Genomic DNA, 21942 nt, shown 5'->3' on the forward strand with positions numbered 1-21942 from the left:
AAGAAGGCCGGCCGACGAGCCGGCGGAAAAGACAAGGAGGATGGAACAGCAATGAGAACCCTGAGCCGACGCCTGACGCTGACCCTGGCACTGACCGGTGTGCTCGCCGCTTCCGCGGCGGCGCTGGCGGTTGCCGCCGACAAGGACCTGATCGTGTTCGACTGGTCCGGCTATGAGGATCCAAGCTTCCACGGGAAGTATGTCGAGAAGGATGGCGACTCGCCGACCTTCGCCTTCTTCGGCGACGAGGACGAGGCCTTCGAAAAGGTGCGCTCCGGCTTCAAGGCCGATCTCGGCCATCCCTGTTCGCAAAGCGTGGTGAAATGGCGCGAGGCCGGATTGCTGCAGCCGCTCGATACGTCGAAGATCATGGGCTGGAAGGACCTCAATCCCGGCATCATGGCGATGAAGGATCTCGCTACCACAGCCGACGGCAAGGCCTGGTTCATGCCGTGGGACTGGGGCGACACCCAGCTCACCTACAATTCCGAAAAGATCGACGAGAAGGACGTGCAGTCGCTGAAGGCCTTCGCCGATCCGAAGTTCAAGGGCCGGGTCTCGATCGGCGACAATGTCGACGACGCCTATGCGCTGGCAAGCCTCGCCATCGGGCTCAAGGACTGGACCAAGATGACGGACGACCAGTTCAAGCAGGCCTCGGATTTCCTGCGCCAGGTGCACAAGAACGTGCGCTCCTACTGGACCGACACCACCGACATCGTGCAGCTGCTCTCCGGCGGCGAGGTGGATCTCGCCTGGGCCTGGAACGACGCGGCGGTGCAGTCACAGGCCGCAGGCGTGCCGATCAAGTCCAGGAAGGACACCGAAGAGGGCATGTCGACCTGGGTGTGCGGCTATGTGCTGTTCAAGGATGCGCCGGGCAATGTCGACAAGGCCTATGACTATCTAAATGCCGTCAACGATCCCTCGGTCGCCAACATTCTGGTCAAGGACTGGGGCTACGGCCAGGCCAACGCCAAGGGCATGGCCGGTGTCGACCAGGCGGTGCTGAAGGAAAAGGGCTACGACAATGTGGAAAAGTGGGTCGACAAGACGCTGTTCCAGCAGCCGCTGCCTTCCGAGCTGAAGCTCAAGATGATCGCCGAGTTCGAGAAGATCAAAGCCGGCTATTAGGCCTGATTCTGGTGTCCCGTCCGCTCCGGCGGACGGGCTCGCCAACGCCCGGGAATTCTCCTAACCTCCCCCGTCGCTTTTCGCGACGGGGGAGTTTCGCGTCATGAATTCCACGATTCGTTGCCTTGCTCTTGCCGCCGTCGTCACCGTCGGAGCGGGCGCCGCCTACGCGCTTGCCGATGGCATGGTGGCCGCGTTCGAGAAGATCAAGGCCGGCTATTGACGACGGCAGCTGACAGAACCGGAGTCGTCATCGTCGGGGCCGGCTTCACCGGCCTGACGGCCGCGCTCGAGCTGAAGAAGGCCGGCATCGATTTCCTCGTGCTGGAAGCGCGCGACCGGGTCGGCGGGCGGGTGGAGGCGACGCGGAACGGGCTCGGCGAGCTGATCGACCGTGGCGGCCAGTTCCTGTGCGAGGACATGCCAGAGCTGATGGCGCTGGCTAAGGCGCGCGGCAAGACATTCGTCGAGACCTATGTCTATGGCGATTTCATCACCCATCCGTCGATGTCGGCCGGCCAGGCGGAGCGGACCTATGTGACCGCGATGGCGATCCGCGAACGCATGAACCGAATCGAGCCGGACGATCCCGCGATCGCTGGGCTGACCGTCGCCGGCTGGCTGCAACGCCAGGAGGATCCGGCCGATGCCAAGGCGGCCTTCCGTTCGATGATCGAGGGCCTGTGGTGCCTGGCGCTGGACAAGCTGCTGCTCTGGTATCTGATCGACAATGATCGCCGCATCACCAACGAAGTGCCGGAGCTGCAGTATTTTCTGCGCGAAACCATGCAGTCGCTGGCCGAGGACCTTGCCGGCGACCTCGGCGACCGGCTGCGGCTGAACGAAGCGGTCATTCGCATCGAGTGCCGACCGTCAGGCGTTCGCGTCGTCTCGGGCAGTGCTGCCATCGAGGCGCGCGAGGCCCTGGTCGCCCTGCCGCCTGCGACGGCCGACAAGCTCGATTTTCAGCCCGCCTTGCCGGCGGCCTTGAAGAAGGCGCTTGGCGTCTGGGAAAGCGGCGCGGTGGTCAAGATACTGATCCGTTACCCCAAGCCGTTCTGGCGCGAACGGGATCTGAGCGGCATGGTGATGTGGCGCGACATGCCGGGCCTGTTTGCATGCGACGCCAGCAAGGATGCCGAGCACGCAGCGCTCGTCGTCTTCATCGGCGGACCGCTGGCGCTGCGCTGCCGCAAGCTGAGCGCCGCGGCGTTGCGCGCCGAAGTCACGGCGAAGCTCGTGGATGCGCTTGGCCCGGAGGCGGCCGATATGCTCGATTTCAGCCACCGCGACTGGACGGATGACCGCTGGAGCGGCGGCGCCTATGGCGATCTCATCGTCGACGCGACGGCACGGGATGCCGAGCGCACGATTCTTGCCGGCGCGCCGCCGGTGCATTTCGCCTCGTCGGAAGTGTCGCCGTCATTTCCCGCCTATGTCGAGGGCGCTATCGTGGCCGGGCGCATCGCCGCCGGAAAGATCCTGACCAGCCTTCAATCCGCCATCGCCACCAGGGCTTCGGGATCGTAGGCGAGGCGGATCGGCGCGCCGACGGGGATGTCGTCGGCGCCGAAATCGTTGGTCTCCGTCACCGAGAGCGGCTTTTCCAGGCCGGGTATCTCGACGATCAGGTGGGTGATCTCGCCGAAATAGTGGCGCTCGACCACCTTGCCGGCGACCTCGAATTTGGCCGTCGCATTGTCCCACAGTACGCGCAGCCGTTCCGGCCGGATGCCGAGCGTCGCCGCGCCGCCATTGCGGACAAAAGCCTTCGGCTTGTCGGTCCTGACGCGGCCGAAACCCAGCGTGTCGAGCACCAGCGAGGCGCCGTTCTCCTCGACGATTTCGGCCTTGACGAAGTTCATGCCGCCGAGGAAATCGGCCACCTGGCGGTTGACGGGGCGCTGATAGATCTCCTTCGGCGAGGCGATCTGCGCGATCTTGCCGCCGAACATCACGGCGATGCGGTCCGACATGGCCAGCGCCTCGTACTGATCATGCGTGACCAGCACGAATGTGATGCCGACCGCCTGCTGCAACCGGCGCAGTTCAACCTGCATCTGCTCGCGCAGCTTCTTGTCCAGCGCCGAGAGCGGCTCGTCGAGCAGCAGCACCTTGGGACGCATGACCAGCGCGCGGGCGAGCGCCACGCGCTGGCGCTGGCCGCCGGAGAGCTCGGTGGCCCCGCGCTTGCCGAGACCGGTCAGCGACACCTGCGCGAGTGCCTCCTCGACGCGGCGCCTTTCCTCGCCCGCTTGCAGCTTCAAGCGCTTCAGCCCGTAGGCGACGTTCTGCTCGACATTGAGATGTGGGAAGATGGCATAGCTTTGGAATACCATGTTGGTCGGACGGCGGTTGGCGGGAATGCCCTCCATCGGCTGGCCGTCGACGGCGATCGAGCCGCTGGTCGGATTGTCGAAGCCGGCGATCATGCGCAAGAGCGTGGTCTTGCCGCAGCCAGATGGGCCGAGCAACGAGAAGAACTCGCCTTCCCGGATGGTCAGCGAAGCATCGTCAAGCGCCTTGAAGGCACCGTAGCTGCGGGTGACATCGCGGATCTCGATCATCGGCCGCTCCGACTGGAGACGATCGGCCTGGCGCGGCCGTTTGGCCTCAATCACATCAGGCATAAAGGCCTCCCTCGGTCTGCGTGCGCCTGGCCGCCCGTCGGCGCAGGATCTCGGCAATGGTCATCAGCAGGAAAGAAGCGAGGAGCAGCAGCGTGCCCAGCGCCAGCACACCCGGCAGCTTGGCCGCGAATCGCAGCTGGCCCCAGATGTAGATCGGCAGCGTCGCCTCGGTGCCGGTCAGGAAGAAGGCGATGATGAACTCGTCGAGCGAGATGGTGAAGCAGACGAGCAGGCTGGAGATGATCGCCGGCATCACCATCGGCAGTGTCACCCGCCGGAAGGTGCCGAAGGCACTCTCGCCGAGATCGGCGGAGGCTTCCTCGAGGCTGCGGTCGAAGCCCTCGAAGCCGGAGGTCAGCACCGTCATCGAATAGGGGATGCAAACCAGCACATGGCCGAGCACGACGGTGAACAGCGACAGGCTGAGGCCGAGCTGCAGCATCACCAAGAGCATCGAAATGGCGACGATGACCTCCGGCAGCACCAGCGGCGCCATGATCAGCCCGTTGATGGCGCGTCGGCCGGGGTAGCGGTAGCGGGTGATCGAGCGGGCGGCCAGGATGCCAAGCACGGTCGACAGGACCGAAGCGGAGACGCCGACGATCAGGCTGTTCCAGGTGGCGTCGATCAGCGCCGGCGTGCGCGGCAGGTCCTCGTACCATTTGAGGGTGACGCCCGAGAGCGGGAATTTCGGTGTCGCCGCGGTGTTGATCGAGAAGATCGGCAGGAAGACGACCGGCAGATAGAGGAAGGCGACATAGAGGAAGGCATAGGCCGATAGCCAGCCGCCTGGGAGCAAGCGTTTGATCGCCATCATCGAGCCAGCCTCTGCGCGGCGCGGATGATCAGCACCGTGGCGCCCGCCATCAGCGTCACGATCACCATGGTGGTAACGGAGAGCGCGGCGCCCAGCGGCCAGTTCGACGCCTTGCCGAACTGCGCCTGGATGGCGTTGGCGATCATGACGCCGTCCTTGCCGCCGACCAGCTTCGGCGTCACATAGTCGCCGACCGTCGGGATCATGACGATGAGCATCGCCGAGATGACCCCCGGCGTCGACAGCGGCAGGGTCACGCGCAGGAAGGAGCGCAGCGGGCCGTCGCCGAGATCCGTCGCAGCCTCGACCAGCGTACGGTCGACTTTTTCCAGCGAAACGAAGATCGGCAGGATGGCGAAGGTCGCCCAGGCATGGGTCAGCGTGATGATGACGGCGCTCGAATTGTAGAGCAGCGCGGTAGAAGGCTCGTCGATGATGCCGAGGCCCATCAGGCCGGAATTCAAGACGCCGTTGTAGCCGAGGATCACCTTCCACGACATGACCCGCAGCAGGTAGCTGGTCCAGAGCGGGATGGTGATGAGGAACAGCCACAGGCTCTTGTGACGGCCGCCGTGGAAGGAAATGAAATAGGCGATCGGGTAGGCGAGGATGACGGTGAGCACGCTGACCGTCAGTGAGATGTAAAGCGAGCGCCAGAGCAGATCGCGATAGATCGGCTCGGTCAGTGCGATGCGGTAATTCTCCAGCGTGAAGGCGTGGTCGATGGTCAGGTAGTTCTGCGTCCAGAAGGAGTGGGCGAAAACCACCAGGATCGGCAGCACCAGCAGGACGAGGGCATAGAGGAAGGTGGGGCTGATCAGGGCAAAGCCCTGGACGGGTTCGGACCGCAGAAGGGCATTTCGTCTGGCCCGCGACATGCGCAGCGGGGGCGAGCCTTCGGCAGCCGCCGTCATTGCAGCGCTCCGGGCGTGATTTCGGTCGCTGGCACGAACAGTTCCGGCATGTGGTTCCCATTGGTCAGCGCCGGCGGCTTGTTCCCTTTTTTGCTCGCGGCGCAACCGAACGGTGCGTTGCTGGTCGCGCCGCTTGCTTGCCGGCTTTCTTTCATCATGAGCGCATCCGCCAATTGAAATCAAGCGCTATTTCTGTAATATTGATTGAACGGACATTCAAAATGAAGTGAAGAAAGACCATTTTTCCGGGGCTTGCCGCTTCATTCTTTGTCCGCCGAAGGATCCACAACCATACGATGCGAGGCTAAGATGGCGGCTGCAAGGGAGATCAGGGCGAGGGAAACCAACCAGCCCGGCGATGACGATGCCGTGGAGCTGGCCAAGCGCCATCTCGTCCAGCCCTGGCCGTATGCCGGCTCGGTCGGCGCCGAGGCGCGCGCGCTGATCGGCGAGGGCGACGGCATCTACATCACCGATGCTTCCGGCAAGCGGCTGATCGACGGGCCGGCCGGCATGTGGTGCCTCAATGTCGGCCACCGCCGCGAGGAACTGGCCAGCGTGATGTACAACCAGGCGATGGCGCTGTCCTACAACACTCCGTGGTACACGATGAACGCGCCCTCGGCGGAGCTCGCCAGGCGCATTTCCGGTCACGCGCCCGCCGATCTCAGCCACACTTTCTTCACCACCGGCGGCTCGTCGGCGGTGGAGACGGCGCTGCGCTTCATGCAGTTCTACAACAATGTGCGGGGACGGCCGGAGAAGAAGCTGATCCTCAGCCGCGGCGGCGCCTATCACGGCTCGACCTATCTGTCGGCCTCGCTCAATGGCCGCCCGCGCGACCGCGACTGGATGGACGGCGCCGACGAGTTGGTGGTCAAGCTCTCCTCGCCCGATCCGTTCCGGCGGCCGAAGGAGATGAGCATCGCTGCCTTCACCGATTTCCTGGTGGATCAGTTCCGCGACACCGTCGCCCGCGTCGGTGCCGACAGGATCGGCGCCTTCGTCGGCGAACCGGTGCAGGCCTCGGGCGGCGTGGTCGTGCCGCCGGAGGGCTATCTGAGGCGCGTCCGCCAGATCTGCCGCGACAACGACATCCTCTATGTCTCGGACGAGGTGGTGACCGGCTTCGGACGTCTCGGCCACGTCTTTGCCTCCGGCGAGGTGTTCGGCATAGACCCGGACATGATCACCTTCGCCAAGGGCGTCACCTCGGGCTATTTCCCGCTCGGCGGCGTCATCATCTCGGGGCGGCTGCTGGAACAACTGCGCCGTTCCAACCATCCCGACGCGCTGTTCGGCCACGGCCTCACCTACACCAGCCATCCGATCGGCTGCGCGGTGGCGCTGAAGAATCTCGACCTGCTGGAAGACGGCGTGCTCGGGCACGCGCGTGAGGTCGCGCCCTATTTCCAGGCGCGGCTGAAGTCGCTGGAGGAATTGCCGCTGGTCGGCGAGGTGCGCGGCATGGGGCTGATGGCTTGCATCGAATGCGTCGCCGATCGCGAAAGCAGGAATCCGCTGCAGCTCGACAAGGACGTCGGCAAACGCATCGACGCACATTGCCATGAGCTAGGCTTGCTGGTCAGGCCGCTGATCAACATGTGCGTGATGTCGCCGCCGCTGATTATTTCGCGCGAGCAGATCGACGACATGGTGGCGATCCTGCGAGAGGGCATTTCGCGCACGATGGACGATCTCAGGAAAGAGGGCGTCTGGCGGGGGTGAGGGTTCTTCCTTCTCCCCGTTCTACGGGAGAAGGTGCCCGCAGGGGGATGAGGGGCAGCGCCGACCTCGGCGATTGGTTGGTCGCCGGACGACGCCAGAAATTGGCGTCTGACTAAAACGATAATCTCAAAAACCTGCGCTGCCCCTCACCTGCCTGCTCTATCCCCTCGACCGCAGCGCGTCGTTCAGCGCCCACATGTTCTTTTCCTCCGGCGCCGTCTCCAGGCCGAGCACGGGGATCTGCTTGCGCAGATGATCGTGGTGGGTGCGCACGCCATATTCGAGGTCGGAGAGATAGAACCCCTCGAAGGCTTCCGACAGCATGGATTCGTTCGACCACACCGAAAGCTGCACGTCCTCGTCCATTGTGTCGCGGTCGATGCGGTAGGCGAGATAGCGCGCCGCCGCCTGTTCTCTCGTTTCGTCCTTGTAGCGGTAGATTGCGCCGCGCAGCAGGGTCTCGCCGGTCGACAGCGGGAACTCCTGATAGAACTGCACGGATTCCGGCATGATCGACAGCGCGTTGTTGGGGAAGATGCCGTAGTAGATCCAGGCCTTGCGCAGATGCTCCGGCAGATGCGAAGCGTCGGGCGCTCGCTTGATGTATTCGCGCACGCTCCAGCGCCGCCCGGCATGCGGATTGTAGGTGGCGAAGGATCGCGACACGCCGTTGACGAAGGGCTCGTCGAAATAGGTCGCACCATAAAGATCCTGTAGCGCCGGATGCGCCATGGCGACGTGGTAGCCTTCATTGTCGACGTCGCGCACCGACTTCCAGTTGACCGGCGATTTTTGGGTCCAGATGCCCCACGATGGCACCATCTCGGCGACGCGATAGTGCGCGATCTCGGCCTCGATCGGCTTCAAAAGCTCGGCCACCGAGGGCTGCGGGCCTCCCTCGTGGAAGCGGATGAAGATGAAACCCATCCAGATTTCGAGGTCGAGCGGCATCAGGCCGAATTCGGTCTTGTCGAGATCGGGGAAGGAGCGCGGACGGGCGGCACCGCGCAGCGTGCCGTCGAGATTGTAGACCCAGCCATGGAACGGGCAGACAAGCGCGTTCTTGCAGGTGCCCTGGCTGTCGGCGACGACGCGGCTGCCGCGATGGCGGCACATATTGTTGAAAGCGCGCACGAGGCCGTCCTTGCCGCGCACGATCAGCGCCCGTTCGCCGATGACATCCATGGTCAGATAGTCGCCGGGATTGGGCACGTCGGAGACATGTCCGGCGATCTGCCAATGGTTGCGGAAGACGTATTCCTTCTCGAGTTCTAGAAGCGCGTTGGAGTGGTAGCTCCATCCCGGCAGACCCCGCCGGTCCCAATCGTTGGGGATCGCCACGTCACGGAGATGCGGGTTCATAGAAGGCTCTTCTTTTGTTGAATGATCATTCAATATAAGTATATTTTGCTTTGAAATGCAATGGTTTGTTGAAATATAAAATTTTGATGGCGCTGGGTTTGCATCCGCTCAGCGACGATCTGGCCAGGGAAAATCACGGAAAATCCGGGCGTTAACCAGGGTTCTGAAACAGGCCCGGAGCGGCCCGATCGACGTCGACCTGGCAGCGAGAAGCGGCGGCTCTCAGAGACGCAGTCCCGGCCCCGATTTCCTTCGCAAGTGTGAGATTGCTCATAGTCCGCAAGACCGCCTCAGGCCCATTGCTTCGCCTGTGAGGTCGCCTTTCAGGTCGCGCTTATGGAACAGAAATTGCAAACGAACACGAAAATCGGGGAATGACCGAATATGCCCGATCATGCCCGATTTTTCTGTTTCAAGCCGGTTACACGGGCAGCCATCGCGTATCATCCATCCGTTACCGGGTGCGGATACATTCGTTTCATAGCAAAAAGAAAGACAATGAAGGGGATTGCGATGTTCACGAAAGTCCAGACCGCCAACAACCGCCTCCAGGCACCGGAGCGCAACGATCGGCGACCGAAGCTGGCGCTGCGCCAGCGCGCCAGCGACCATCCGATGGCGATGTTCATGGCGATTGGCGCCCTTGCCTTCGCCGGCATGTTCCTCACACCGGCGGCAGGCCCCGCCTTCGCGTCGCTCAATCCGCCGGCAGGTGCCGTCGAAGGCGCGTCGACCACGATCAAGACCGGGCGTTTGCCGATGCCGCAGATCGATTTCGCCTGCAAGGGCCAGGCTTGGGGCGCCGAGAGCGCGGACTGTCTGCGCGCCATTGCCGAGCAGTCCGGCAAGCATAGGGAACGCGCGGTGCGCATGATCGCCAATGCCGCGCCGCTGACCAGCACGCCGAACGTCTTCTGACTTGTCGAACGTGATCCGCGAAACAGTTCCCCGCTTCGCGATCACGCTTTGACCTCCCCAGAGCGCTCCTCCTGCGCTCAAGTCAGGCTCCCACCGCATCGTCGGTTGGGAGCCTCTTTTTTTCGGTCTGTCGATATTCAGGTGAGGCCGGCCTGCTAACGGCGAGTTCCTGCGCTTGCTCCAGTATCTTTGAACGGCTGGATGTCAGCTCTCCACGGCAGCCTGCTCGGCGATGGCCGAAAGCACGCCGCGCACGTCCAGCGTGCTGAACGGCTTTTCCAGGATCTGCGGCCGCTGATGCGGCGGCAGCGCCTCGATCTCGGCCTTGGCGCCGATCAGGTCGCCGGTGACCAGCACGAAGCGCTGCGCCAGCGCCGGCCGTTCGGCGAGCAACTCGCGATAGATTGCGATGCCGCTGGTGCCGGGCATGCGCAAATCGGAAAAGACGATGTCGGGCGGCATCTGGCCGCTGAGGATCGCCGCCGCCGACGTCCACGCCGGCACGACGCGCGACTTGACGCCCATCAGCTCCAGTATGTCGGAGAGCGAGCCGGCGACATCGGGCTCGTCGTCGATGATCAGCGCGTGGCGCAGGCCGCTTGAGCGCGCCGGTCCTTCGCTGCCAGCGGCCGCGCCGGCAGTGATCGCCGGCAGCTGGACCACGAAACGCGCGCCGTGCGGCTGCACCTCCTCGAACCAGATGTTGCCGTTGTGCCGCTCGATGATCGACTTCGAGATCGACAGGCCGATGCCTGTGCCGACGCCGATCGGCTTGGTGGTGAAATAGGATTCGAAGATGCGTGAACGGATCGCTTCCGGCACGCCAGGGCCGTTGTCCTCGACGGAGAAGCCGGGATTGCCGCGATCGCTGCGAAACGTGCGCACCTTGATCAGCCGGTCGCCTGCGACGCCAGCCAACGCATGCTGACTGTTGACGAGGAAGTTGGCGGCCACCTGCGTGACATGGTCGGCATCGGCCATGGCCAGCAGCGGGCCGACGGCGAACTCGGTGTCGATGATGATGCCGCTGGAGCGCGCGCCATAGGCTGTCACTTCGAGCGCGGCGCGGATCACCTGGTTGAGGTCGGTCTCTGCCTGCTCGGTCGGATGCAGGCGCACCATCGACAGGAAGCTCTTGACGATGCGGCCGCAGCGCTCGGCGGCTGCGCGTACCTTCTCGGCGCGCACCTTGGTCTGCGGGTCGGTGGCGAACTCATGCAACAGCGTCGATTGCGCGACGACCACGGCAAGGGGGTTGTTCAGCTCGTGCGAGACGCCGGCCAGCAGCGAACCCATGGCGGCCATCTTCTCGTTCTGGTGCAGCTTCTCGCGCTGGCGGCCGATTTCCTCCTCGGCGCGCAGCTTGTCGCGCAAATCGCGGATCGAGCCGAAGATCAGCCTGCGGTCGGCAACCCGCATCTCGGTCGCCGTCAGTTCGATCGGGAACACCTCGCCGGCGGCATTCTGGGTCACGGTCTCGAGCCGCTGGCCAACCATTGGCGCGCCGCGGCCCGACATGTATTCGGCGCCCGAGGCATAGCCCTTGCGGTAGTAGATCGGAACGATGGTGTCGAGCAGGTCCTTGCCGAGGATGTCGCTGCGCGGGAAGCCGAACATCTTCTCGGCCGCCGGATTGAACTCGATGATCGAGCCGGTCTCGTCGATGACGACGATGGCGTCGAGCGAAGCCTGCAGCATGGTGCGGCGGATAACCTCACTGGCATGGGCGTCGGAGGGCGAGTGCTCGATGGCATCGCCGATGGCCAGCGCGATGATGTGCAGCGTCGCCTCTTCCTCATCGGTCCATTCGCGCTCGGCGACACAATCGTTGACCGCCAGCGTGCCCCAGAGATGGCCATGCGCGAAGACCGACACCGACAGGAACGACTTGATATTCTGCTTCTCGAAGTCGGCTCTCAGGAAGCCGTCGAGATCGCGGGTATGGCCGGCAAAGACCTTGCCTTGCCGCTCGTCCTCCTGCAGCCGCTCCAGCAACGGGTCGGAATTGATGATCGACTGCATGATGACGGTGGGCGAGGCGAGTTCGCCGCCGAATTCGGGATCGATCCAGTAGGCCGAGACCGACTGGGCGAAGCCCTGGCCCGGAAGCTCGCGAAGCCGAAACAGAATGCCGCGCTGGCAATCCATGGCGCGGCAGAGCGTCTCCAGGATGATGTCCATCTCGCGCTGCCAGTCACCGGCCTCGCGCAGCCGGCGCACGACGCGGACGGCCGCCATCGCCGCGCCCTGGCGGGTGGCTTGCATATCCGTTCGGGCGGCTTCGGCTGTCATGTTCAATACGTCACCCAGGGCCAGATCGGCAGGATATGAAATTCAGCACACAGTTCGAAAATCGATCGTGGGTTCCCGGAGGAACCATATGCAGGACAAAAATGCTACAGCGTTCTTTGCGCATCCGGAAGGACACGCGCCAGCCGGATTCCGGATATCGAAGGTCACCGGCCGTCATGGCCGAATGACGGCGGCCTCACAGTTCGGGCCGCTGCGGTTCAGGCTCAGTTGCCCTCGCCGCTCGGCAGCGAGAAGATATAGCCCTCGCCGCGCACCGTGCGCAGGAACTTCGGGTTGGCGGGGTCGGTCTCGATCTTCTTTCGCAGCCGCATGATGCGGATGTCGACCGCCCGCGAAGATTCCGGGTCCTCGACGAAGCCGATCGCTTCGGAGATCGCCGCTCGTGTCAGCAGACGGTTGGCGCGCGTCAGGAAGACTTCCAGTACGTCGAACTCGCTTTTGGCCATGTCGACGACCGCGCCGTTGGCACCGGTGACCAGCCTGCCGTCGAGATCGGCGTGGAATGAGCCGAAGCTCATGCGGCGGCCGGCAGAGGCCGGTTCGGGCTTGGCGGCCTGCGGCTCGGCCGGCTGCGGCACGCGGCGCAGCACGCTGCGCACCCGGGCCAGCACCTCGCGCAGTTCGTAAGGCTTGACGATGTAGTCGTCGGCGCCGAGCTCGAGCCCGACGATGCGATCAAGCGCGGTGCCGGCCGCGGTGGCATAGATGATGCCGATCGGGGTCTTGGAGCGCAGCCAGCGGCCGAACGACAGGCCGTCCTCGCCAGGCATGGCTATGTCGAGGATGGCGAGATGAAAGGATTGCGTCTCAAGCAGGTTCCGCGCCGCGGCGGCACTTTCGGCCGTCGCCACCTCATAGCCGCTGGCGCCGAGATACTCGGCGACGGCATCCCTCAGGTCAGGCTCGTCCTCGACGACGACAATTCTTGCCCGCACTATGCTCTGGCTCCCGCTTTCAGCGGAAAGTAGATTGGGTATAAACATGATGTCCAGCACTCATCTTGAGATGTCTGTCGCAGGGTGGAGAAAAATGGCCGCACGATCCGTCATCGCGCTCGTTTCCGTCGCCGAAGTGGTGGCGGGCGACCTTGCCGACCATCTCGAGCGGCGCGGTCATGACGTGCGCGCGGCGCGCCAGCCCTGGGAAGCGGAATCGCTGCTTTCGGCCAAAGGCATCGACGTGGTGGTTGTCGGCGACAGCCTGAGCCAGGCTGAGGGGCGCGATCTGCTTCGGCGTTATGGCGGCGAGGGCGGACCCGACTTCATCCTGATCTGCCGGCCGACCGACCTGGTCGACAAGGTGCTGGCGCTCGAGCTCGGTGCCGCCGACGTCGTCGAGAGCCCGCTCAACGTCAGGGAACTGGCCGCGCGCATCGGCGGCCTGCTGGCGCGGCGCGGCAGGGCCGCCGGGGAACTGATCGTGCTGGAGAACGCAACCGTCGATCTGAGGTCGGCGATGGTCATGCACCGCTCGGGCGCGGAAGACCAGCTTTCGCCCGGCCAGGTGGCGCTGCTCAAGCTGTTTCTGGCAAGTCCCCGCAAGGTGCTGACGCGCGACGACATCATCGCCGCGGCGCCGGCCGAAAACGCCGACGCCTTCGACCGCTCGATCGATTCGCGCATCGTGCGGCTGCGCCGCAAGCTCGACACCGAAACCATCACCACGATACGCGGCGCCGGCTACCGGTTCGACCCGCCGACGCAGCGCGTCGATTGAATCAGCCAGACTGTTCGATTGTTTCAGCATCGGACCGGTTTCCATTCTGGTCCGATGCTCTCGCTCAGCGCAGCACGATGGCCGAAGGGCCGGATGGCGCATCGCTGGCGACGGCGACCACCTCAGCCTGGGCACGGTCCCGCAAGAGGACGGTGGCAAGGCCGGCAAAGCCCAGAAGGCCTTGTGCGTAAAGCAATGCGGAAAGCACGGCTGCGGCAGATTTCGTGTTCATTGGCTCCATCCCTTCAACTTGTGGTTCCGCTTCAGGAAACCCCCGAAGCGCCCGCGCCGCCCACGGAGCCCCCCGCAGCGGCGCGGGCCTTCGGTCCTCTCGGCAGCAAGTAGCCGGAGGCGCCGCGCATCCACTTCAGCCGAAGGCCGACCCGCCAGAGGGCCTTCAGCCGGTTAACGCGCAGGCTGGACACGATCCAGACCGTGGCGATGAACAGCGCGGCATGCAGCGTCGAAATCTCGCCGGAATTCATGGCCGCAAGTGTCGTCGCCGGGTTGCCGGCAACAGAGCCGACACCGCCGAGGACGATTGCAGCGACGCTTGTCCGGAGAAGCCAGGAGCGTAGGTTCGTTTTCCTGCCCATTTTCGTTTTGCTGTCGTCTGTTCCCGTTGCGTCAACTGTGCTGCCGGCTTGTATCGGGATCATGCCGCACGAGTCGCGCTTTGTTGCAATCTGGTTTCGGCGCAGGTCGTATCGCTTTCATATCAGAGGCATAGGTGCTTTCGTCTGGGGGCTTTGCAGCCTGATGCCGATAACGAAGCGTTAACTATATGCCCTGTCCCCCGATCACGCCCCTCGTCGGGCGGTTAACCACGGGAAACAGATTCGAAACAAATGTGAGCATCAAGCGAAATTGGCTTGAAACATCACCCAGCGATAAATCCGCCATCGAATTGGAGCCGGCCGGACCGGCAGAGAGAGGGGACATCGCCATGCACGCCACCATTTCCGCCAAGCTTATCAACATCACCGCCGCTGCGTTCACCGGCGCGGCCCTGCTTTTCGGCGCCGGCAGCGGCGCCGCCCACGCCAACCAGATCGTGGCCAAGGTTTCGCTGTCTCAGCAGACCATGGAGGTCACCGTCGATGGCCGGCCGACCTTCGCCTGGAAGGTGTCGACCGGCGACCGGGCGCACATCACGCCGACTGGATCCTTCAAACCGACCCGCATGCACGAGATGTGGTATTCGAAGAAGTACGACAACGCGCCGATGCCGCATTCGGTGTTCTTCAGCGGCGGTTATGCCGTGCATGCGACCTATGCCATCAAGCGTCTCGGACAGCCGGCCTCGCACGGCTGCGTGCGGCTGCACCCGGATGCCGCGGCCGATTTCTACCAGCTCGTCGAGGCCTTTGGCCCGTCGAATACCAGCATCGTCATCGTCAAGTAGCAGGCTGTGGTCGAAGGCGGCGAAGAGGGTTGGCAAAACCTCCTCTCATCCGTTCCGCCTCCCGCCTGGCATTGCTCTTCCGCGGTAAACGCCCAACCAAAAAAGAGGCCGGAATTTTCCGGCCTCTTTTTTCCTTTGTCGTTCGATTCCGTCAGTCCTGCAGCGCCGGCATCAGGTTCGGATCCGGCTTCTCTGCATGGTGCGGCAGGTCCTTGCTGGCGATGAAGGTGTAGAACATCGGCACCACGAACAGCGTGAACATGGTTCCAACCAGGATGCCGGTGAAGATCACCAGGCCCATTGAATAGCGGGCGGCGGCGCCGGCGCCGCTGGAGATGATCAGCGGCACCACGCCAAGCGCCATCGCCGCCGTGGTCATCAGGATCGGCCGCAGCCGCACCTTGGCCGAAGCGACGATCGCGTCGCGCCGGCGCATGCCGTGGAGCTCACGCTGCTGGTTGGCGAACTCGACCAGAAGGATGCCGTGCTTGGTGATCAGGCCGATCAGCGTGATCAGGCCGACCTGGGTGTAGATGTTGAGCGTGCCCAAGCCGATGTTGAGCGGCACGATCGCGCCAAAGATCGACAGTGGCACCGCCATCATAATGATCAGCGGGTCGCGGAAGCTTTCGAACTGCGCCGCCAGCACCAGGTAGATGACGAGCACAGCCGCAACGAAAGCGATCAGGATGGTGTTGCCCTGCTCCTTCTCCTGCCGCGACTGGCCGGAATAGTCGATGAAGAACGTGCCGGGCAGGCTCTCCTTGGCGATATCCTCGATGGCCTTCAGCCCGTCGCCGGTGGTGACCCCCGGCAGTGGCAGGGCTGTGATCGTCGCCGAGTTGAGCTGGTTGAACTGTTCGATCGCGGCGGGTGCCGCATTGGTCGAGATCTTCACCACCGCCGACAGCGGCACCATCTCGCCCGAGGCGCTGCGCACGAAATACTGGGCGAGCTTCTCGGGGTTGTCGCGGAATTCCTGCGGCACCTGCGGGATAATGTCGTAGCTGTTGGAGTCGCGGTCGAACTGCGCCACCTCGGCGCCGCCGACCAGCAGCGTAAGCGTGCGGCCGATATCGGCGATCGGCAGGTTCAGCGCCGCCGCGCGCTCGCGGTCGATCGTCACCGTCACTTGCGGCGCGTCATAGGACATCGAGTTTTGCACAACGATGAAGCGGCCGGAGGCCTGCGCCTTGTTCTTGATCTGCTCAGCCGCCTCGTAAACTTCGGCGGAGTCGCCCGTGGAACGTACCACAAAGGAGATCGGCAGGCCGCCGCCCGAACCGGGCAGCGTCGGCGGCGCGAAGACGAATGCCTCGACGCCGGCCACCTTGGCAAGCCGGCCGGTGATGTCTTCCTGGATCTCCTTCGAGCTGCGGGTGCGCTCGGCCCAGTCCTTGAAGGCGAAGCCGACAAAGGCGCCGTTGGTGGCGCCGCCGAAGGCGACGGCCGAGAACTGGGCGCGCGTCTCAGGGATGTCCCTGACCAGACCGAGGATCTGGTTGACGTAGGTTTCGGTATAGTCCGACGTCGCGTAGCGCGGCCCGGTCACGATCGAGAGCAGGAAGCCCTGATCCTCCTCCGGCGCCAGTTCGCTTGAGGTCTTGGTGAACATGAAGCCGGTGAGCGCGACCAGCGCGACCACGATCAGTAACGTCACCGGACGGTTTCTCAGCGAGCTGGTGACCATCCGCTCGTAGACGCGCTCGACGCGGCCAAAGGTGCCGTCGACGATGCGCTGGAAACGGCTGTGCGAGCCTGCCTTGAGGATACGTGCCGACATCATCGGCGTGATGGTGATGGCGATGATGCCCGACAGCACAACCGAGCCGGCAAGCGTCACCGCGAATTCCCGAAACAGCGCGCCGGTCAGGCCGCCGGTGAAGGCAAGCGGGGCGAACACCGCCGCCAGCGTGATGGTCATGGCGACGATGGCGGAGAGAATCTCGCGCATGCCGTTGAAGGCCGCCTGCATGGCCGACATGTGGTCCTCTTCCATGTGGCGGTGGATATTCTCCACCACCACGATGGCGTCGTCGACGACGAGGCCAATGGCCAGCACCATGGCGAGCAGCGACAGCAGATTGATCGAGTAGCCGACCGAATACAGCAGGAAGCAGACGCCAATCAGCGAAAGCGGAATGGTCACGATCGGCATCATCACCGAGCGGAACGAGCCGAGAAAGAGCAGGATGACGACGACGACGATCGCCACCGCCTCGCCGATGGTCTTGAATACCTCCTCGATCGAGGCGCTGATCTGCTCGGTGGAATCGTAAACGATCTCGATCGTCATGCCTTGCGGCAGCGTCTCCTGGATCGTCGGCACCAGCTTGTGGATCGCCGCCGCCGTCGTCAGCGGATTGGCCGCCGGCGTCGGGAAGATGGCAAGGAAGGTGCCGGGCTTGCCGTTGAAGGAGACCCTGGTGTCGGTGCTGACCGCGCCGAGCTCGACGCGCGCCACGTCGCGCAACCTCACCACATTGCCGTCCTTGGAGCGCAGAGGAAGCGCCGCGAAAGCCTCCGGCGTCTGCAATGTCGAGCGCACGGTGATCGATGAGACAACGTATTCGTTCTCGGTGTTGCCGGGCGCCGACAGGAAGTTGCTGTCGTTGATGGCGGTCAGCACATCGGCCGCCGTGACGCCGCGCGCGGCGAGCTTGACCGGGTCGATCCACACCCGCATCGAATAATCCTCGGCGCCGAAGATCTGCACGTCGGCGACGCCCTCGACCGTCGATATGCGCGGGCGAACGACGCGCTCGATATATTCGGTCAATTGCTGCTTCGTCATGTTCGGATTCTGCATCGAGATGTACATCATCGCGAACTCTTGGCCGGTGCCCTTGACGATTACCGGATCCTTGGCGGCGTCGGGCAAGGTGCCACGCACGCCCTGCACCTTGGACAGGACCTCGGTCAGCGCGACGTCCGGGTTGGAGCCGAGCTTCATCTGCACAACCACGGTGCTGGAGGAGGGCCGGCTCGACGAGGTGACGTAGTCGATGTTCTCGGTCGAGGCGACGGCGCGGGCGATCGGAGCGGAGATGAAGCCCTGGATCAGGTCGGCGCTGGCGCCTGGATAGGCCGTGGTGATGGTGATGGCCGTCTCGTCGACTTTCGGATACTGCCGGATCGACAGGTTGAAGATGCCCTGGAAACCCAGGAGCAGGATCATGCAGGCGAGCACGGTCGACAGGACCGGCCGGCGAATGAAGATGTCGGAGAAATTCATTGCTGGGCGGCCTGCTTGTTCGCCGGCTTGGTCGGATCGATTGTGTTGTCGACGGCAACGGACATGCCGTTGAAGAGCCGGTTCTGGCCGGCGGTGACGACCTCATCGCCGGCGGTGATGCCTTCCAGGATCTCGACCATGCCGGCGTTGCGGCGGCCGGGCTTGACGAATACCTGGGCAAGCACAAGCTCAGGCTTTTCGCCTTCCACCGGCTTGGCCGCCGCGTCGGCCGGCTTTTCGTCAGGTTTTTCGTCCGGCTTGGCGGCCGGGGTGGAGCCGGTCTTTGTCGCATCCGGCTTCTCTTCGGGCTTGGCTGCTGGAGCGGCAGCGTCGCCCGCGGGCTTGGCCGGACGCACGACAAAGACGAAGTCGCCATAGAGGCTGGAGGTCAGGGCCGTCTGCGGCAGCGTCAGGACATTCTGCTCCTCCGGCAACTCGACGCGCACCTGCACGAACTGGCCTGGCGTCAGCTTGCCGTCGGGGTTGGCGACCTCGGCGCGGATCGACACCAGCCGGCTCGTAGGGTCGATCTTTGGGTCGATGCCGCGAATGGCGCCGGCGAACGGCATATCGCTGTTGCCGCCGCCGATGCCGAGCCCGCACCGTCTGGCCGATCTTGAGCAGCGGCAACTGCTGTTCCGGCACCGAGAAGTCGACCCGCATGGTATCGAGGTCCTGCAGGGTCACCACCGAGGATCCGGTGGCGAGATACTGACCGAGGTCGATCTTGGGGATGCCGACAGTGCCGGCGAAGGGAGCGGTCAGCTGCTTCTGGTCGAGCACCGCCTGCAGCTTGTTGACCTGCGAGGCGGATGCCGACGCGGTCGCCCGCGCGGTGTCGAGCGTGGCGTCGGTGCCGACGCCGCGCCGCTGCAATTCGACGGCGCGTTCGAGCGCCGTCTGGTCAGAGACGTTCTGTGCTTTCGCCGCCGCGAGATCGGCGCGCTCGACGGCATCGTCGAGCTGCAGCAGCACGGCGTTGTCGGCTACCTTCTGGTTGGCGTGGAACATGATGCTCTTGACGATGCCGGCTGTTTCGACGGTGAGGTCGACGCCGCGCACGGCATTGACGGTGCCGATCGCCTCGACGCCCGGCGTCCACTCGGACGGCTTCACGATGACCGTCGAAACGGTCGCTGCCGGCGGCTTCATGGTGGCGAAATACTGCTTGATCGCGCTGTCACGAAACAGGTTGAAGGCGACAATTCCGCCGCACACCACAATGAGCAGAAGCAATATTCCGACGATGATGAAGAAGCGCTTCACGAACAGTCCCCCTCGGCCGGCGTCCGGCAATAGTCGTCGAACAGCGGGACACATATCGACGTCAGGTCCCGTTTTCAAATGATGGCGATCTTACTGTACCGTCTGGACGGTGTTGTCAATTCCGCCTAGGCTAATGTAAGGGGGATGCACCGATGAAAACCCGCAGAGCAAATTCGCGTGACAGGATACTCGCCGCCGCCGCCGACGTGGCGCGCGAGACGGGTCCGGGCAGCCTGTCGCTGGACGCCGTCGCCAGCCGCGCCGGCGTGTCGAAGGGCGGCCTGCTCTACAATTTCCCGACCAAAGCCAAGTTGATGCAGAGCCTGGTGGAGGATTATCTCAAGGCATTCGAGCAGGCGATGGAAGCCCGCACCGCCGTGGCTGGTCATGAAAGCGCGCTCGCGGCCTATATCAAGCTCTCGGCCGACGAATGCGAGGAGCCGCAGCCGTCGGCGTCCTGGATATTTTCCGCCATCGCCGAGGATCCCGAATTCCTGACGCCGATCAAATCGTTCAAGCGGCAGCTGTTCGAGCGGCTCAAGGGGGAGACGAACGACCTCAGCGCGCTGTTGGTCTGCTTCCTCGCCATCGAGGGCATGCGCAGCATGAATCTCTTCGATTCCGACGTGCTCTCGAAGGATGAGCGGCAGCTGCTGACCTCGTCGCTGCTGGAGATCGCCGGATAGGGGCCTAGCGCCGGCATTTGACTGGCGTTTTGAAATGCCCTCCCTGCCGAGCCCGGTATCCCGCCCGTCACACCAGCTTCATCGACCGGACATAGCCTCACCTGTGGTTGTGCCGAAGTGCGAACGGGAGTGGGACATGGTGGACATTGTTTCGAGCGAAGCGGGCATTCCAAGGCCAGATCATCCACTCAATCAAACCGGCGGCGCCAAGTGGTTCCTGCCGGCCTTCGGAGTGATCGTGCTCGCCGGCGTCATCTATGTCGCCTACGCACTCAGCCAGGATCTCGCCATAGCCAAGACGGTGCCGTGGATCCTGCTCGGCATCGCCTTGCTGATTGCGCTGGGCTTCGAGTTCGTCAACGGCTTCCACGACACCGCCAATGCCGTGGCGACGGTCATCTATACCCGCTCCCTGCCGGCCGAGTTCGCCGTCATGTGGTCGGGCGTCTTCAATTTCCTCGGCGTTCTCACCTCCAGCGGCGCGGTTGCCTTCGGCATCCTGTCGCTGCTGCCGGTCGAGCTCATCCTGCAGGTCGGCTCCTCGTCAGGCTTCGCCATGGTGTTCGCGCTGCTGGTCGCCGCGATCCTGTGGAACCTCGGCACCTGGTTCCTCGGCCTGCCGGCCTCAAGTTCGCACACCATGGTGGGGTCGATCATCGGCGTCGGCCTCGCCAACCAGTTCATGGCGCCGGCCGGCAGCGCCACCAGTGGCGTCGACTGGTCACAAGCGACCAATGTCGGCACCACGCTGCTGGTCTCGCCAATCATCGGCTTCTTCGCCGCGGCAATCCTGCTCTATGCGATGAAACTGCTTGTGCGCAATCCGGCGCTCTATGAGGCGCCGAAGGGCAACACCCCGCCGCCGTGGTGGATCCGCGCGCTGCTGATCTTCACCTGCACCGGCGTCAGTTTCGCCCATGGCTCGAATGACGGCCAGAAGGGGATGGGCCTGATCATGCTGATCCTGATCGGCGTGGTGCCGACGGCCTATGCGCTCAACCGCACCCCGGACATCAACTATCTCGAAGCCTACAAGTCGGCTTCGGTGAGCGTCGAACAGGCACTGGGCAAGTACGTCAAGCCGGGCATCACCGTCCCCGATGCCAAGGTGGCCGTCCAGGACGCCGTGCGCACCAGGACCTGGAACGACCAAACCACGGTGGCGCTGCAGACATATATTCACAACACCACGGCTTCGCTGCAGCCCTACGCTTCGATCGAAAAGGTGCCGACCGATCTGGTCGGCAACGCCCGCAACGACATCTATCTGATCGGCGAGGCGCTCAAACTGATCGACAAAAAGAAGCTGCTGCCGATGGAGGCCGCCGATCTCAAGGCGGTAACCGACTATCACAAGGCGGTCGACAACGCGACGAAGTTCATTCCGCTTTGGGTGAAGATCGCTGTGGCGCTGGCGCTCGGGCTGGGCACCATGGTCGGCTGGAAGCGCATCGTCGTGACGGTCGGCGAGAAGATCGGCAAGAGCCATCTGACCTATGGCCAGGGCGCCGCAGCGGAGCTGGTGGCGATGGTCACGATCGGCATGGCCGACCGCCTCGGCCTGCCGGTGTCGACCACCCATGTGCTGTCGTCGGGCGTTGCCGGCACCATGGCGGCGAACGGCTCGGGGCTGCAATGGTCGACCGTGCGCAACCTGCTGCTTGCCTGGGTGCTGACGCTGCCCTGCTCGATCGCGCTCGCCTTCGTGCTGTTCATCATTTTCCGCCAGGTGTTCTGAGCGGCCAAGTTCTCAAATAAAAGGCAGCGCCGGTCGCAGCCGCTGCCTTTTTCTTTGTGGCTGTTCCATGGCTGTTTCGA

General features: G+C 63.9%; 18 protein-coding genes and 1 pseudogene. 8 read left to right on the forward strand and 11 right to left on the reverse strand.

What is annotated here, in order from left to right:
- Positions 1-51 precede the first annotated feature (51 nt).
- A complete protein-coding gene (locus EJ073_RS25455) occupies positions 52-1134 on the forward strand; it encodes an ABC transporter substrate-binding protein (protein ID WP_126058014.1) in 1083 nt (360 codons plus the stop codon).
- Between the two features lie 219 nt (positions 1135-1353).
- Positions 1354-2664, forward strand: coding sequence for a flavin monoamine oxidase family protein (locus tag EJ073_RS25460; RefSeq protein ID WP_126058015.1), 1311 nt, complete (start codon positions 1354-1356; stop codon positions 2662-2664).
- Here the strand turns inward: EJ073_RS25460 and EJ073_RS25465 are convergent.
- Genes EJ073_RS25465 through EJ073_RS31765 form a run of 4 tightly spaced genes read right to left on the reverse strand, consistent with a single transcriptional unit; the run spans position 2628 to position 5653 of the window.
- Positions 2628-3701, reverse strand: coding sequence for an ABC transporter ATP-binding protein (locus EJ073_RS25465; RefSeq protein ID WP_126059341.1), 1074 nt, complete (start codon positions 3699-3701; stop codon positions 2628-2630). The genes EJ073_RS25460 and EJ073_RS25465 overlap by 37 nt on opposite strands.
- Before the next feature lie 55 nt (positions 3702-3756).
- The gene (locus EJ073_RS25470; protein ID WP_126058016.1) at positions 3757-4581 is read right to left on the reverse strand and encodes an ABC transporter permease; all 825 of its coding nucleotides are present in this window, start codon (positions 4579-4581) and stop codon (positions 3757-3759) included.
- Positions 4578-5495, reverse strand: coding sequence for an ABC transporter permease (locus EJ073_RS25475; protein ID WP_126058017.1), 918 nt, complete (start codon positions 5493-5495; stop codon positions 4578-4580). The genes EJ073_RS25470 and EJ073_RS25475 overlap by 4 nt, the downstream gene beginning before the upstream one ends.
- A complete protein-coding gene (locus EJ073_RS31765; RefSeq protein WP_189347883.1) occupies positions 5492-5653 on the reverse strand; it encodes a hypothetical protein in 162 nt (53 codons plus the stop codon). The genes EJ073_RS25475 and EJ073_RS31765 overlap by 4 nt, the downstream gene beginning before the upstream one ends.
- 151 nt (positions 5654-5804) lie before the next feature.
- On the opposite strand from EJ073_RS31765, the gene EJ073_RS25480 reads away from it, so the two are divergent.
- Entirely contained in the window at positions 5805-7223 is a 1419-nt protein-coding gene (locus EJ073_RS25480) for an aminotransferase (RefSeq protein WP_126058018.1), read from the forward strand.
- A 159-nt stretch (positions 7224-7382) separates the two neighbouring features.
- On the opposite strand, the gene EJ073_RS25485 is transcribed toward EJ073_RS25480, so the two are convergent.
- Positions 7383-8585 (reverse strand): aromatic ring-hydroxylating dioxygenase subunit alpha, encoded by a 1203-nt coding sequence (locus EJ073_RS25485; protein WP_126058019.1) that lies wholly within the window; start codon positions 8583-8585, stop codon positions 7383-7385.
- Positions 8586-9098: 513 nt separating this feature from the next.
- Between EJ073_RS25485 and EJ073_RS25490 the strand changes: the two genes are divergently transcribed.
- Positions 9099-9503 carry a hypothetical protein gene (locus EJ073_RS25490; RefSeq protein ID WP_126058020.1) on the forward strand — a complete coding sequence of 135 codons (405 nt, stop codon included), beginning with the start codon at positions 9099-9101 and terminating at the stop codon, positions 9501-9503.
- 204 nt (positions 9504-9707) lie between these two features.
- On the opposite strand, the gene EJ073_RS25495 is transcribed toward EJ073_RS25490, so the two are convergent.
- Positions 9708-11768, reverse strand: coding sequence for a sensor histidine kinase (locus EJ073_RS25495; protein ID WP_245455360.1), 2061 nt, complete (start codon positions 11766-11768; stop codon positions 9708-9710).
- A gap of 251 nt (positions 11769-12019) precedes the next feature.
- Positions 12020-12751, reverse strand: a complete 732-nt coding sequence (locus tag EJ073_RS25500; RefSeq protein ID WP_245455362.1) for a response regulator transcription factor — start codon at positions 12749-12751, stop codon at positions 12020-12022.
- Positions 12752-12845: 94 nt separating this feature from the next.
- On the opposite strand from EJ073_RS25500, the gene EJ073_RS25505 reads away from it, so the two are divergent.
- A complete protein-coding gene (locus EJ073_RS25505) occupies positions 12846-13532 on the forward strand; it encodes a response regulator transcription factor (protein WP_126058021.1) in 687 nt (228 codons plus the stop codon).
- A 64-nt stretch (positions 13533-13596) separates the two neighbouring features.
- On the opposite strand, the gene EJ073_RS31770 is transcribed toward EJ073_RS25505, so the two are convergent.
- Positions 13597-13764, reverse strand: coding sequence for a hypothetical protein (locus EJ073_RS31770; RefSeq protein ID WP_189340605.1), 168 nt, complete (start codon positions 13762-13764; stop codon positions 13597-13599).
- Between the two features lie 31 nt (positions 13765-13795).
- On the reverse strand, positions 13796-14128 hold the full coding sequence (locus EJ073_RS25510) for a hypothetical protein (RefSeq protein WP_126058022.1): 333 nt from the start codon (positions 14126-14128) through the stop codon (positions 13796-13798).
- A gap of 350 nt (positions 14129-14478) precedes the next feature.
- On the opposite strand from EJ073_RS25510, the gene EJ073_RS25515 reads away from it, so the two are divergent.
- Positions 14479-14937 carry a L,D-transpeptidase gene (locus EJ073_RS25515; protein WP_126058023.1) on the forward strand — a complete coding sequence of 153 codons (459 nt, stop codon included), beginning with the start codon at positions 14479-14481 and terminating at the stop codon, positions 14935-14937.
- Between the two features lie 151 nt (positions 14938-15088).
- On the opposite strand, the gene EJ073_RS25520 is transcribed toward EJ073_RS25515, so the two are convergent.
- Positions 15089-18172, reverse strand: a complete 3084-nt coding sequence (locus EJ073_RS25520) for an efflux RND transporter permease subunit (protein WP_126058024.1) — start codon at positions 18170-18172, stop codon at positions 15089-15091.
- Positions 18169-19492: pseudogene (locus EJ073_RS25525) on the reverse strand (efflux RND transporter periplasmic adaptor subunit). The gene EJ073_RS25520 and the pseudogene EJ073_RS25525 overlap by 4 nt, the downstream one beginning before the upstream one ends.
- Positions 19493-19590: 98 nt before the next feature.
- On the opposite strand from EJ073_RS25525, the gene EJ073_RS25530 reads away from it, so the two are divergent.
- Both EJ073_RS25530 and EJ073_RS25535 read left to right on the forward strand, forming a co-directional pair.
- The gene (locus tag EJ073_RS25530) at positions 19591-20124 is read left to right on the forward strand and encodes a TetR/AcrR family transcriptional regulator (RefSeq protein ID WP_126058025.1); all 534 of its coding nucleotides are present in this window, start codon (positions 19591-19593) and stop codon (positions 20122-20124) included.
- A 136-nt stretch (positions 20125-20260) separates the two neighbouring features.
- Positions 20261-21862: an inorganic phosphate transporter gene (locus EJ073_RS25535; RefSeq protein ID WP_126058026.1), complete on the forward strand. Its 1602-nt coding sequence runs from the start codon at positions 20261-20263 to the stop codon at positions 21860-21862.
- The last annotated feature ends 80 nt before the right edge of the window (positions 21863-21942 follow it).

Origin of the sequence: Mesorhizobium sp. M4B.F.Ca.ET.058.02.1.1, assembly GCF_003952505.1 — a bacterium.
Taxonomy (GTDB): Bacteria; Pseudomonadota; Alphaproteobacteria; order Rhizobiales; family Rhizobiaceae; genus Mesorhizobium.

Coding starts and splice junctions, on each gene's coding strand:
- EJ073_RS25455 (WP_126058014.1), top strand. CDS start 52: ATGAGAACCCTGAGCCGACGCCTGACGCTGACCCTGGCACTGACCGGT.
- EJ073_RS25465 (WP_126059341.1), bottom strand. CDS start 3,701: ATGATCGAGATCCGCGATGTCACCCGCAGCTACGGTGCCTTCAAGGCG.
- EJ073_RS25470 (WP_126058016.1), bottom strand. CDS start 4,581: ATGATGGCGATCAAACGCTTGCTCCCAGGCGGCTGGCTATCGGCCTAT.
- EJ073_RS25475 (WP_126058017.1), bottom strand. CDS start 5,495: ATGACGGCGGCTGCCGAAGGCTCGCCCCCGCTGCGCATGTCGCGGGCC.
- EJ073_RS31765 (WP_189347883.1), bottom strand. CDS start 5,653: ATGATGAAAGAAAGCCGGCAAGCAAGCGGCGCGACCAGCAACGCACCG.
- EJ073_RS25480 (WP_126058018.1), top strand. CDS start 5,805: ATGGCGGCTGCAAGGGAGATCAGGGCGAGGGAAACCAACCAGCCCGGC.
- EJ073_RS25485 (WP_126058019.1), bottom strand. CDS start 8,585: ATGAACCCGCATCTCCGTGACGTGGCGATCCCCAACGATTGGGACCGG.
- EJ073_RS25490 (WP_126058020.1), top strand. CDS start 9,099: ATGTTCACGAAAGTCCAGACCGCCAACAACCGCCTCCAGGCACCGGAG.
- EJ073_RS25495 (WP_245455360.1), bottom strand. CDS start 11,768: ATGCAAGCCACCCGCCAGGGCGCGGCGATGGCGGCCGTCCGCGTCGTG.
- EJ073_RS25505 (WP_126058021.1), top strand. CDS start 12,846: ATGGCCGCACGATCCGTCATCGCGCTCGTTTCCGTCGCCGAAGTGGTG.
- EJ073_RS31770 (WP_189340605.1), bottom strand. CDS start 13,764: ATGAACACGAAATCTGCCGCAGCCGTGCTTTCCGCATTGCTTTACGCA.
- EJ073_RS25510 (WP_126058022.1), bottom strand. CDS start 14,128: ATGGGCAGGAAAACGAACCTACGCTCCTGGCTTCTCCGGACAAGCGTC.
- EJ073_RS25515 (WP_126058023.1), top strand. CDS start 14,479: ATGCACGCCACCATTTCCGCCAAGCTTATCAACATCACCGCCGCTGCG.
- EJ073_RS25520 (WP_126058024.1), bottom strand. CDS start 18,172: ATGAATTTCTCCGACATCTTCATTCGCCGGCCGGTCCTGTCGACCGTG.
- EJ073_RS25530 (WP_126058025.1), top strand. CDS start 19,591: ATGAAAACCCGCAGAGCAAATTCGCGTGACAGGATACTCGCCGCCGCC.
- EJ073_RS25535 (WP_126058026.1), top strand. CDS start 20,261: ATGGTGGACATTGTTTCGAGCGAAGCGGGCATTCCAAGGCCAGATCAT.